This is a genomic window from Methyloversatilis sp., assembly GCF_051861465.1.
Lineage (GTDB): Bacteria > Pseudomonadota > Gammaproteobacteria > Burkholderiales > Rhodocyclaceae > Methyloversatilis.
Window position 1 is genome coordinate 66,584 of record NZ_JBHYCQ010000009.1, and the last position, 12,191, is coordinate 78,774.

Sequence of the window (12,191 nt, forward strand, 5' to 3'; positions counted from 1 at the left end):
GCCGCTTGCCACGCTTCACCCCGCCCCATGCGCCCGAAATCCATATCGACCCACGACGACCCCGACGACGAGCCGCAGTACGACGGCCCGAGCAAGAGCCAGAAGAAGCGCGACTCGCATGCGCTGCAGGACATCGGCGAACAACTGGTCGCGCTGTCCGACACGCAGTTGAAACGCATCGACCTGCCGGACAACCTGCGCCGCGCGATCGAGGAAACGCGCCGCACGCGCAGCCGCGAGGGCCTGCGCCGGCAGATGCAGTATGTCGGCAAGGTGATGCGCACCCTCGATACCGCACCACTGGTCGAGGCGCTCGACGCGATACGCGGCGTATCCGCCCGCGCGGTCGCACGCGAACAGATGCTGGAGCGCATGCGCGAGCGGCTGATCGCCGATGAACAGGTGCTGGGCGACATCGCTGCGCAGTGGCCGGACGCCGATCTGACCCAGCTACGCACGCTGCGCCGCAACGCGCTGCGCGAAACCGAACTGGACAAGCCGCCGCGCGCCTTCCGCGAAATCTTCCGCGTGCTGCGCCAGCTCGACCGTGCCGGCTCGCCGGACGCCACCGAAACCGCAGAGGATGAACACGACGATGAGCAAGGATGACGATCTGCTGACCGTGGGCCTGGTGTCGGTGTCCGACCGCGCCTCGTCCGGCGTCTATCAGGACCAGGGTATTCCGGCGCTGCAGGACTGGCTGTCCGCCGCGCTGAAGACGCCGGTCACCTTCGAAACCCGGCTCATTCCGGACGAACAGCCGGTGATCGAGGCGACGCTGATCGAACTGTGCGACAGCGCGGGCTGCGATCTGGTGCTGACCACCGGCGGCACCGGCCCGGCGCCGCGCGACGTGACACCGGATGCCACCGCGGCGGTGGCGCACAAGCTGATGCCCGGTTTCGGCGAACAGATGCGCCAGATCAGCCTGCGCTTCGTGCCGACCGCCATCCTGTCGCGCCAGACCGGCGCCATCCGCGGCAGGGCGCTCATCCTGAACCTGCCCGGGCAGCCGAAATCGATCCGTGAAACGCTGGAAGGCGTGAAGGATGCAGACGGCACCCAGATCGTGCCCGGCATCTTCGCCGCCGTGCCCTACTGCATCGATCTGATCGGCGGGCCCTACATCGAAACCGACGAATCCGTGGTGAAGGCCTTCCGCCCGAAATCCGCGATCCGGCCGCCCAGGACCTGAAGGTCGCCGCGCACCCTCGGTCGTCAGCAGACCACACGACTGAGCTGCGGCGGCTGCCCCTGTGCCAGCGGCGGCGGTTTTGTGGGAGCGGCGGCCTCGCCGCTCCCACAGGGACGCCGCGCGCAACGAGCCGTTGCGCCCGACCTTGCAGCTAAGGCACCTGCGAGTAGTGCATGCGCGCGGCGACGCGTGAGGCGTGTGCCGCGAGGCGCGGGCCGAAGGTCTTTTCGTACTTGCGCGGGTTGGGCAGCATGACCGCCAGTCGCGCAGCCTGATCCGGCCCGAGCTTTGCCGCCGACACGCGGTAGTAGCGCTGCGCGGCCGCTTCGGCGCCGAAGATGCCATCGCCCCACTCCACCACGTTCAGATAGATTTCCAGGATGCGCCGCTTGTCCATCACGGCTTCCATCATGAAGGTGATGGCCGCCTCCTGCCCCTTGCGCAGATAGCTGCGGCTCGGGCTGAGAAACAGGTTCTTCGCCAGCTGCTGGCTGATGGTCGAGCCGCCGGCCACCGCGCGGCCCTTCTTGCGGTTCTTTTCCATCGCCTTCTGGATGCCTTCCCAGTCGAAGCCTTCGTGATCGACGAAGCCGTCGTCCTCGGCCGCAATCACGGCGCGTTTCAGGTGCACCGAAATGCGCTCGTAGGGCACCCACTGCCTGCGCAGCTGTGCGTCAGGCTGGCGTTCGCGCAGCTCGGACAGACGCAGCGACATGAAGCGGGTTTCGTCCGGATTGAATTTCGTCCACCACAGCAGGTGACCGAAGACCCACAGCTGGTAGGCCAGCGCCAGCAGCACCGCAGCGGCGAGCAGCCATTTCAGCAGGCGCAGGAGGCGACGCATGGCGGGGGCGACGCTCAGGCGAGCGGCGGCGTTGCCGCGCGCAGCATGTCGCGCACCGGCGCCGTGTCCGGCCGTACGCCACGCCACAGCTCGAACGCCTCTGCGGCCTGCTCGACCAGCATGCCCAGCCCGTCGGCCAGCGTGCCGGCGCCCTGCGCCCGCGCCTGTTTCAGAAAGGCGGTCAGGCCGCGGCCATAGACCATGTCGTACGCCAGACTGCCCGGTGCATACAACCCGTCCGGCAGTGGCGGCGCATCGTCGCTCAGACTGGCGCTGGTGGCGTTGATCACGATGTCGTACGACGCATCGGCGGCCTCCTGCCAGCCACCGGCGGCCAGCGCGGCGCGGCTGTCGTGCCCGCCGAAGTGTGTTTCGAGACCACGCGCCTTGTCGGCAGTGCGGTTGGCGATGAACAGACGCGCCACGCCTGCATCGAGCAACGGCAGCACGACACCGCGCGCAGCGCCGCCGGCACCGAGCAGCAGCACGCGCGCACCGTTGAGCCGGCCACCGAGCCACTCGAGGTCACGCACCAGCCCGGCACCGTCGGTGTTGTCGCCCAGCACGTGCCGATCGAACACGAAGGTGTTGACCGCGCCGGCCAGCCGCGCCCTGTCGGTCAGGCGATCCGCCAGCCGCCAAGCCTCTTCCTTGAACGGCACGGTGATGTTCAGGCCGCGCCCGCCGTCGGCGCGAAATTGCCCGACCGTGGCGGCGAAACCTTCCAGCGGCGCCAGCAGCGCCTCGTAGCTCATGTCCTGAGCGGTCTGCGCGGCGAAGGCGGCGTGAATGGCGGGTGACTTGCTGTGCGAAATGGGATGACCCACCACGGCGTAACGATCGGGCATCGGTCTAGCGTGCTTCAAGCTGGTCGCCCTGGGTGAAGCTCCAGGTACGGGTGATGGACAGGATCTCGAAGTCGCGCTTGATATCCGGCGAGAAGGGCGCATAGGGTGCGGCCATGCGCACGATGCGCTGCGCGGCCTCGTCGAGCAGCGGCTGACCGGACGAGCGGCTGACGTAGATCTGTTCGATCTCGCCGTCGGACCGGATTTCGACCGTCAACGTGAGGTTGCCGTAGATGCGGCCGCGCGCCGCACTCGGGTAGTTCAGGTTGCCGATGCGCTCGACCTTCTGCCGCCAGTCCTCGATGTACTGCGCGAAGCGGTATTCCTGCGTGCGTGCGCCGACGAATTTCTTGCGCGGACGCTTGTTGTAGTCATCCACGTTGCGCGCGATTTCGGCCTCGAGCCGCGCCATCGCCATGGCGCGTGCAGCGAGGTCGGTGCCGGTCGGCAGCGGCACAGCCTGCGGCGTCGGTTCCGGCTGTTCGACCCGACGCTCTTCCTCCTTCACCTCGGTTCTGGCCTGCGCCTCGGCCAGCAGCTTCTGCTGCAGCGCTTCGAGTTCCTGCACGCGGCTTTGCGTGCTGACCAGCTGATCGCCGGTCTGGTCGCGCTTGCTGGCCGGAAGCGGCGTTTTTGCACGGCGGTCCTGATCGGTATTGCCGCCGCCATCGAGACTGGCCTGCGCGAGCGCCTGCGGATCAAGCGGCTTCTGCTTGCCGCGCGCATTCACCAACACGACTTCCAGCGGCTGATCGACCGCCTTCTGCTTCGGCTTCAGATCAGGAGCGAAATTGATCGCCAGCACGAAGCCATGCACGAGGATCGACACCGCGATGCCGATGGCCAATGGCGGAAGCGCAGGTTCGGCCGTGCTCAGGGCGGCTGGCCGAACGCTGGTCAGCACCGCCCTCTCGGGCGTGGCCGCGGACTTCGGGCGGGTGCGGGCTGCAGCGCTTTTTCGTGGCATGGGGCGGGATTTTACAGGCGGCTGGTGAAATACCGCCGCCCGGCAGGAAATGAGACCGCACGGTGTCGCGGGCGTGTCACGACGAGCGTCCTATAATCGCCGGTCTTTCGTGTGCAGCAAACTCCATGGATCCATTGCTGATCAAGGCCTTCATCCTCGGCATCATTGAAGGTCTGACCGAGTTCCTGCCCATTTCCAGCACCGGCCACCTGATCATCGCTGGCAGCCTGCTGGGTTATACCGACGACACCAGTCGCGTATTCAAGATCGTCATCCAGCTCGCCGCGATACTGGCGATCTGCTGGGAGTACCGGCGCAAGCTCATCGATGTCGGCAGCGGCGTGCTGGCGCGCGACCCGCAGGCGAACCACTTCGTGACGCTGGTGCTGATCGCCTTCATGCCCGCGGCGGTACTCGGCTTCCTGCTGCACGGCGTGATCAAGGCCTATCTGTTCAACCCGCTGACTGTGGCGGGCGCGCTGATCGTCGGCGGCGTGCTCATCCTGCTGATCGAGCGCCGCAATCACCAGCCGCGCTACGAAACCGTGGAAGACATGGACTGGCGTGCCGCGCTCAAGGTGGGTTTCGCGCAGTCCGTGGCGATGTTCCCCGGCGTGTCGCGTTCGGGTGCGACCATCATGGGCGGCCTGATTTTCGGCCTGTCTCGTCGCGCGGCGACCGAGTTCAGCTTCTTCCTCGCCATTCCGACCATGTTCGCGGCCACCGCCTACGACGTGTACAAGAACTGGGCGCTGCTGCGTGCCGAAGATCTGCCGGTGTTCGCCACCGGCTTCGTGGCGTCCTTCCTGGCGGCCTTCTTCAGCGTGCGCTGGCTGCTGCGCTACATTTCCACTCACACCTTCGAGGTGTTCGCCTGGTACCGCATCGTCTTCGGCATCATCGTGCTGCTGACAGCCGCCGGCGGCTGGGTGGACTGGGCGGATCACTGATGCAGAGGCTGATCTATCTGCACGGCTTCCGCTCCGGCCCGCAGTCGGTCAAGGCCCTGCAGTTGCGCGCCCACCTTGCGCGACAGGGTCGGGCCGGAGACCTGTGGTGCGAACAGTTGCCGCCCGGCCCGCTGGACGCGATCACGCTGATCGAATCGGTGCTGTGCCCGGCGCTGGCCGCCGGCGATGAAGTCGCGCTGGCCGGCTCGTCGCTGGGCGGCTTCTATGCGCTGCATCTGGCAGAAAAGCACGGTCTGCGTGCGGCGCTGATCAACCCGGCCGTGGTCGCCCCGAAATCGCTCGGCGATTACGTCGGCGAACATGAGCACATGTATACAGGCGAGGTGTTCAGCTTCGAGCAGGAACATGTCGAACAACTGGCGGCGCTGGACGTCGCGGTCATCACGCAACCGGAACGCTACCTGGTGCTGCTGGAAACCGGCGACGAGGTGCTGGACTGGTGGCAGGCGGTGCTGAAGCTGCGCGGCGCGAACCTCGTCGTGCATGCCGGCGGCGATCACAGCCTGCGGAGCTTCGCAGCAGAGCTTCCGCGGCTGACCGGATTCCTGCTGCCGGATCGCTGAGGGCGATTGCCGCCGTCCGGAGGAAAGACTAGCGAAAGTCGCTGACGCGGAATCGGGCGAGATCGAAATTGGCGCCGCGCTCGATCAGTTCGACCGGATCGAGCCTGACGTGCCGCCCGTTGATCGAGGCGTGCAGCGGGTACTCGGCCGAATAGCCGGTGCCGTTGATCGCCAGGCGCACGACGGCGCCGGTGATCGGGTCATCCAGCGCAACGGCTTCGCCACTGTTGCGCTCGGAAAACACCTCCAGCGGGCGTGCCGTGGTCGACAGCGTTTCGATGCCGACCGTGCCGCGCGCGTCGCGGCCGCGCATGTAGCGGCGCACGACCCCGACCAGCCAGTTGTCGCCGCCCGACGGCTGCATGCCGACCAGCGAGCCGACGCGCACCCACTCGGCGCTGGCAGTGGGTGCCGTTGCGCCGATGCCGCCCAGACTGGCGTCGGACATTTCCCAGCGATAGATCACCGCCTCGTCGCGCGCGCCGCGCAGCACGTGGTGCAGATGCTTGATGCCATTGGCGACCGCGAGTGCGCCGCCCAGTGTGTGGCGGCGGTACTGCCGGGTCGGCGGGTCAAGCGCCCAGTTGATCGACAGGTGGCGTAGCAGGCGACCCAGTTGTTCCGGCGACGGCTCTTCATCGAAATGCAGCGAATCCGGCCGTTCGCCGGCTTCGAGCTTGCGCGCCATCGCGAGTGCGGCATCTGCGGCTGCAATGCCGGAGAAGTAGCGGATTCCGTCGGTGTTCAGCGGTGCGCGTACCAGACGCAGCGGCGGAGCAGGCTGATTGGAGTCCAGCCAGTGCGTGGTGCCGCGCTCGACGGCGGACGCCATCGAAAACCGGGCGGCGAAATAACTGGTGAGCTGCTCGGCCAGCCGAACGCCGGCCGGCACCAGACCTTCGGGTGCCGCCACATGCAGCGCAATCAGGCGCAGGTACTCGCGTTCGACCGACGTCGCCGCTTCGTCGGCGGCATTGACCACCTCGCGCACCTCGGCGCCGGATGCCTGCGCGAGCAGGTAAGCCTGGCCGGCCACCTGCCACAGACCGGCATCGACCGGACCATTGTGATAGACGTCCCACTTGAAGCGCTGGCGGCACGCCCGAACGGTGCGCGAGGCCAGACGAGACAGACCGCTGAGCACCGACGCCTGCGCCGGGTCGGACATGTAGCGGTCGAGCGCGAATTCGTAGGCGGACGACAGGATGGACCAGAAATCGCGGCCGGTGCGCCACACCACATCCTTGCCTTCGGGTTGTTCGACGTAAGCGCTGTCGAGCTTTCGCAGGTGGGGCTGGGCGCTGGAATCGAACTGATAGAGCAGATTGACGTGGTGCGCGATGTCGATATTGGCGGCTTCGCTGACCGATTCGACCCAGCCGGTCAGTTCGTTGATGGCCAGGTCGGGCTGCGCAGCGGCGATTTCGGCCAGCACACGGCGCAATTCGGCCGGATTGCCGAGCACACTCGCCGGGGATGAAGAAAAGACACCGAACATACCTGCCACCTCCGCCGCTCGGGATGCGCCCCGATTGTACTGATCATCAATCGTCCGTCGAACGGTGTGCATCCCCGCCCGTGCTGCATGCAGACCGCGCCGGAACCGCGCGCTGGACTACAATCCCGACCCTCTAGCGTAACGCGACTGCGCGATATTTTCCATGCGGCAATATCTCGACCTCATGCGCCATGTGCTCGAACAGGGCGCGCTCAAGACCGACCGCACCGGAACCGGCACCCGTTCGGTGTTCGGCTGGCAGATGCGTTTCGACCTCGCCGACGGCTTTCCGGTGCTGACGACGAAGAAACTGCACCTGCGCTCCATCATCGTCGAATTGCTGTGGTTCCTGCGCGGCGACACCAATATCGCCTGGCTGAAGGAAAACGGCGTCAGCATCTGGGACGAGTGGGCCGACGAAAAAGGCGACCTCGGTCCGGTGTATGGCGCCCAGTGGCGCAGCTGGCCGACGCCCGACGGGCGCCACATCGACCAGATCGCCGAACTGATCAAGGGGTTGCGCCAGAATCCGGATTCGCGCCGCCACATCGTCAGCGCGTGGAACCCGGCCAGCATCCCGTCGATGAAGCTGCCGCCCTGCCATGCGCTGTTCCAGTTCTACGTCGCCGACGGTGCATTGTCCTGCCAGCTGTACCAGCGCAGCGCCGACATATTTCTCGGAGTGCCTTTCAATATCGCGAGTTACGCGCTGCTGACGATGATGATGGCCCAGGTGTGCGGGCTCAAGCCCGGCGAGTTCATCCATACGCTGGGTGATGCGCACCTGTACCTGAACCATGTCGATCAGGCCCGTGAGCAGTTGTCACGCGCACCGCGGCCGCTGCCGGTGATGCACATCAACCCGGCGGTGACCGACCTGTTCGCCTTCGCGCCGGACGATTTCCGGCTCGAAGGCTATGACCCGTGGCCGCACATTCCAGCCAAGGTGGCGGTGTGACGTCGCGCCTGTCGCTGATTGCGGCGCTGTCCGCCAATGGCGTGATCGGCCGCGACAACGCCATGCCCTGGCATCTGCCGGAGGACCTGAAGCGCTTCCGCGCGCTGACCATGGGGCACCCGATGATCATGGGGCGCAAGACCTGGGATTCGCTCGGCCGGCCGTTGCCCGGTCGCACCAGCATCGTGGTCAGCCGGCAGCCCGGGCTGTCGATTCCGGGTGCCATCGTCGTGCCGTCGCTGGAGGCGGCGCGCGAGGCTGCCGCACAGGCCGAAGGTGGCGCGGACGCCTTCATCATCGGTGGCGCCCAGCTGTACGCACTGGCGCTGCCGCACGTGCAGCGGCTGCTGCTGACCGAAATCTCCGACCGGTTCGACGGCGACACGATATTCCCCGCCTTCGACCGCAGTGAATGGATCGAAACCGCCCGCGAAACGGCTGTCAGCGCCGGCGGCTTGCAGTACGCCTTCGTCGATTACGCGCGGCGCTGAACGACGGCGCAGCGCGTCGCATCGGCTGCTTCGCCGACGGCCCGGACGGTCAGTCGCGTACGCAATCGACCAGGTAGTTGATCGTTTCGCCCTCGCCGTCGCCGACCAGACCGTGGATATCGGTTTCGAAGCCCGGGAAGGCCCGGTTGAATTCGCGTGCAAAGCGCAGGTAATTGACGATGGTGCGATTGAAGCGCTCGCCCGGGATCAGCAGCGGAATGCCCGGCGGATAGGGCGTCAGCAGCACGCTGGTGATGCGGCCTTCGAGGTCGTCGATCGGCACACGGTCGATCTCGCGGTGCGCCATGCGTGCCCAAGCCTCGGCCGGCTTCATCGCCGGTTCCATCGGCGACAGATACATTTCCGTGGTCAGGCGCGCGATGTCGTGCTTCTTGTACATTTCGTGGATGCGCACGCACAGGTCGCGCAACCCCACGCGTTCGTAGCGCGAATGCGCGGCCACGAACTCGGGCATCACCTTCCACAGCGGTTCGTTGTTGTCGTAGTCATCCTTGAACTGCTGCAGTTCGGTCACCAGCGTGTTCCAGCGGCCCTTGGTGATGCCGATGGTGAACATGATGAAGAAACTGTACAGGCCGGTCTTCTCGACGATGATGCCGTGTTCGGCCAGATAGCGCGTCAGCATACCGGCAGGGATGCCCCAGTCGGCAAAGTCACCATCGACGTCCAGACCCGGCGTGATGACCGTCGCCTTGATCGGATCGAGCAGGTTGAAGCCTTCGGCCAGATCGCCGAAGCCATGCCAGCGCTCGCCGGCGCGCAACGTCCAGTCTTCGCGGGTCCCGAGCCCCTCTTCTGCCAGATGTTCCGGGCCCCACACCTTGAACCACCAGTCGGCGCCGAATTCCGCGCCGACCTTGCGCATCGCGCGGCGGAACTCGACCGCTTCGGCCAGTGACTCCTCGACCAGCGCGGTACCGCCCGGCGGCTCCATCATCGCGGCCGCCACGTCGCACGACGCGATGATCGCGTACTGCGGGCTGGTGGAGGTGTGCATCAGGTAAGCCTCGTTGAACACGTCGCGATCAAGCGAGCGGGTCTGCGAATCCTGCACCAGGATCTGCGACGCCTGCGACAGGCCGGCCAGCAGCTTGTGCGTCGACTGCGTGGAAAAGATCATCGAATCCTTGCAGCGCGGCCGGCCTTCGCCAATGGCGTGGTAGTCGCCGTAGAAATCGTGGAAGGACGCGTGCGGCAGCCAGGCCTCATCGAAATGCAGCGTGTCGATCTCGCCGTCGAGCACGTCCTTGATGGCTTCCACGTTGTACAGGATGCCGTCGTAGGTCGACTGCGTGATGGTCAGGATGCGCGGCTTCTTGTTCGACACCTTGCGCGCGAAAGGATTGGCCTCGATCTTGGCACGGATCACGTCCGGACTGAATTCGGACAGCGGGATCGGGCCGATGATGCCGTAGTGATTGCGCGTCGGCGTCAGGAAGACCGGAATCGCGCCGGTCATGATGATGGAGTGCAGGATGGACTTGTGGCAGTTGCGATCGACCACCACGATGTCGTCCTGCGCCACGGTCGAATGCCACACCATCTTGTTCGACGTCGACGTGCCATTGGTGACGAAGAACAGGTGATCGGCGTGGAAGATGCGGGCCGCGTTGCGCTCCGACGCGGCCACCGGGCCGGTATGGTCGAGCAGCTGACCCAGTTCCTCGACCGCGTTGCACACGTCGGCACGCAGCATGTTCTCGCCGAAGAACTGATGAAACATGCGCCCGACCGGGCTTTTCAGGAAGGCGACGCCGCCGGAGTGGCCCGGGCAGTGCCAGGAGTAGGAACCGTCCTGCGCGTAGTGCACCAGCGCACGGAAGAACGGCGGCGGCAGCGAATCGAGATAGGCACGTGCTTCGCGCACGATGTAACGCGCGACGAATTCCGGCGTGTCCTCGAACATGTGGATGAAGCCATGGAGCTCGCGCAGGATGTCGTTCGTGATGTGGCGCGTGGTGCGCGTCTCGCCGTACAGGAAGATCGGGATGTCGGCATTGCGGCGGCGGATTTCCGCCACGAATTCGCGCAGGTTCTGCAGCACGGCCTGGATTTCCGCCGCGCTGCCGCCACCGAACTCCTCGTCGTCGATCGACAGGATGAAGGTGGATGCCCGGCTCTGCTGCTGCGCGAACGAGGTCAGGTCACCGTAACTGGTGACCCCCAGTATCGTCAGACCTTCCTTCTCGATCGCTTCGGCCAGCGCACGGATGCCCAGACCGGACGCGTTCTCGGAACGGAAGTCCTCGTCGATGATGATGATCGGAAACTCGAAGCGCATGGCGTCAACCTGTGTGATGGCAGGAGCGCCCTGGCACGGCGCTCCGGGTTGCAGAGAACCTGCAATCTTGAGCGCGCGATGGTATCAGTTCGAAGTCTCAAAACAATCCGGGCCGCACTGGGCGGCCCGGAGGAAATGCTGCAGATGCGCGGGATGCGGTCAGCCGAGGCGGCGGCGGGCGACGGCGCCAACGACCAGAAGACCGGCGAGAATCATCGCGTAGGACGCCGGTTCCGGCACCGGCGCAGCGACCGACGTGTAGCTGTCAAGGAATTCGACGCGCACACCGGTCGGATTGCCGCTGCCCTGCGCGCCGTTGGTGACGAAGAAATCGATCGTATTCACGCCGGCAACGAAGCCGGTGCTGGCTGCAAACGAGGTCCAGCTGCTGAAGGACGAGCCGGTGGAAATGGTGTTGCCATTGAAAACGACATAACCGCTGTTGTCCGACGCCCAGCGGCCGGAAAATGCAGACGCTGCCGGGTCATAGCCGGTGAGATCGAAGCTGATCGACCACTTGTACAGGCCGGCGGTCGACGGATCGTAGCTTTGCGCGGCGTTGGCCGACGGCGTCAGCCAGACCGAATCCCAGTTGTTGGCGAGCCAGGAACCGAAAGGAAAGCCCGAACCGGTGGTCACGACGCCGTAGCCGTCGGTGCCGGTCGCCGTGCCGGCGAGGGCGGTGAAGCTGTAGCGGGTATCGGTCTGGCCGGCGTCGAAGCCGGTACCGGTGTTTTCGAGGCCGTCGATCCAGGGCACGTCGAGCGAGGCAAAGGCGCCCGTCGAGGCGATGGCAAGACCTGAAGCGAGAAGAAGATTCCTGAACATGACGGCTCCGCAGTGATTCGTGAAAGTGAGCGGAGTCTAGGGGGGGCCGTCAGCGCGGACTGTTCATAAAGTCACGTCGCAGCGCCGTGTAACGCTTGGTATCGATTCGCGGGCGAATGCAAGCGGAAAGCGTGCATTCGCGCACGGAAACCGCGTCAGATCTTGGGCAGCGTGACGCCGGTCTGCCCCTGATACTTGCCACCGCGGTCGCGATACGAGGTTTCGCAGGGCTCGTCGGACTCGAAGAACAGCATCTGCGCCACGCCTTCGTTGGCGTAGATGCGTGCCGGCAGCGGCGTGGTGTTCGAGAACTCGAGCGTGACGTGACCTTCCCATTCGGGTTCGAGCGGCGTCACATTCACGATGATGCCGCAACGCGCATACGTGCTTTTGCCGAGACATACCACCAGCACGTTGCGCGGCACGCGAAAGTACTCGACCGTGCGCGCCAGCGCGAAGGAATTCGGCGGGATGATGCAGGACTCGCTGTTCATTTCGACGAAGGAATTCGGATCGAAGGTCTTCGGATCGACGATGGTCGAGTTGATGTTCGTGAACACCTTGAATTCGGCCGCGCAGCGCACGTCGTAGCCGTAGCTCGACGTGCCGTAGGACACGATGCGCCGACCATCGACCTCGCGCACCTGGCCCGCCTCGAACGGCTCGATCATCCGGTGTTCCTCGGCCATGCGGCGTATCCAGCGATCGGATTTGATGCTCATCTGC

Annotated in this window: 13 protein-coding genes; 6 read left to right on the top strand and 7 right to left on the bottom strand. The window is 65.5% G+C overall.

The annotated features are described in order from the left end of the window. Positions 1–27: 27 nt before the first annotated feature. Positions 28–609, top strand: coding sequence for a ribosome biogenesis factor YjgA (gene yjgA, locus ACTIFF_RS13930; RefSeq protein ID WP_439537370.1), 582 nt, complete (start codon positions 28–30; stop codon positions 607–609). After that, positions 596–1,195, top strand: coding sequence for a molybdopterin adenylyltransferase (gene mog / locus ACTIFF_RS13935; RefSeq protein ID WP_439537371.1), 600 nt, complete (start codon positions 596–598; stop codon positions 1,193–1,195). Before yjgA ends, mog begins: the two co-directional genes overlap by 14 nt. A gap of 151 nt (positions 1,196–1,346) precedes the next feature. Here the strand turns inward: mog and mtgA are convergent, their stop codons facing one another. From mtgA to ACTIFF_RS13950, 3 genes are read right to left on the bottom strand one after another with little or no spacing between them, the layout of a single operon-like run. Continuing rightward, a complete protein-coding gene (gene mtgA / locus ACTIFF_RS13940; RefSeq protein WP_439537372.1) occupies positions 1,347–2,039 on the bottom strand; it encodes a monofunctional biosynthetic peptidoglycan transglycosylase in 693 nt (230 codons plus the stop codon). Between the two features lie 14 nt (positions 2,040–2,053). Further along, entirely contained in the window at positions 2,054–2,887 is an 834-nt protein-coding gene (gene aroE, locus ACTIFF_RS13945) for a shikimate dehydrogenase (protein ID WP_439537373.1), read from the bottom strand. 4 nt (positions 2,888–2,891) lie between these two features. Further along, positions 2,892–3,854, bottom strand: a complete 963-nt coding sequence (locus ACTIFF_RS13950; protein WP_439537374.1) for an energy transducer TonB — start codon at positions 3,852–3,854, stop codon at positions 2,892–2,894. A gap of 125 nt (positions 3,855–3,979) precedes the next feature. On the opposite strand from ACTIFF_RS13950, the gene ACTIFF_RS13955 reads away from it, so the two are divergent. After that, positions 3,980–4,804, top strand: a complete 825-nt coding sequence (locus ACTIFF_RS13955; protein WP_439537375.1) for an undecaprenyl-diphosphate phosphatase — start codon at positions 3,980–3,982, stop codon at positions 4,802–4,804. Further along, positions 4,804–5,388, top strand: coding sequence for a YqiA/YcfP family alpha/beta fold hydrolase (locus ACTIFF_RS13960; RefSeq protein ID WP_439537376.1), 585 nt, complete (start codon positions 4,804–4,806; stop codon positions 5,386–5,388). The genes ACTIFF_RS13955 and ACTIFF_RS13960 overlap by 1 nt, the downstream gene beginning before the upstream one ends. Before the next feature lie 28 nt (positions 5,389–5,416). Here the strand turns inward: ACTIFF_RS13960 and ACTIFF_RS13965 are convergent, their stop codons facing one another. Next, positions 5,417–6,886, bottom strand: coding sequence for a hypothetical protein (locus tag ACTIFF_RS13965; RefSeq protein ID WP_439537377.1), 1,470 nt, complete (start codon positions 6,884–6,886; stop codon positions 5,417–5,419). A gap of 163 nt (positions 6,887–7,049) precedes the next feature. Between ACTIFF_RS13965 and ACTIFF_RS13970 the strand changes: the two genes are divergently transcribed. Further along, the gene (locus ACTIFF_RS13970; RefSeq protein ID WP_439537378.1) at positions 7,050–7,844 is read left to right on the top strand and encodes a thymidylate synthase; all 795 of its coding nucleotides are present in this window, start codon (positions 7,050–7,052) and stop codon (positions 7,842–7,844) included. Then, the gene (locus ACTIFF_RS13975) at positions 7,841–8,335 is read left to right on the top strand and encodes a dihydrofolate reductase (protein ID WP_439537379.1); all 495 of its coding nucleotides are present in this window, start codon (positions 7,841–7,843) and stop codon (positions 8,333–8,335) included. Before ACTIFF_RS13970 ends, ACTIFF_RS13975 begins: the two co-directional genes overlap by 4 nt. A gap of 49 nt (positions 8,336–8,384) precedes the next feature. Here ACTIFF_RS13975 and ACTIFF_RS13980 read toward each other — a convergent pair whose 3' ends face one another. The 3 genes from ACTIFF_RS13980 to dcd form a co-directional block, all read right to left on the bottom strand. Continuing rightward, the gene (locus ACTIFF_RS13980; protein ID WP_257081865.1) at positions 8,385–10,637 is read right to left on the bottom strand and encodes an arginine/lysine/ornithine decarboxylase; all 2,253 of its coding nucleotides are present in this window, start codon (positions 10,635–10,637) and stop codon (positions 8,385–8,387) included. A 159-nt stretch (positions 10,638–10,796) separates the two neighbouring features. Continuing rightward, positions 10,797–11,465 (bottom strand): PEP-CTERM sorting domain-containing protein, encoded by a 669-nt coding sequence (locus tag ACTIFF_RS13985; RefSeq protein ID WP_439537380.1) that lies wholly within the window; start codon positions 11,463–11,465, stop codon positions 10,797–10,799. A 155-nt stretch (positions 11,466–11,620) separates the two neighbouring features. Beyond that, positions 11,621–12,187 carry a dCTP deaminase gene (gene dcd, locus ACTIFF_RS13990; protein WP_069038575.1) on the bottom strand — a complete coding sequence of 189 codons (567 nt, stop codon included), beginning with the start codon at positions 12,185–12,187 and terminating at the stop codon, positions 11,621–11,623. Positions 12,188–12,191: the final 4 nt, after the last annotated feature.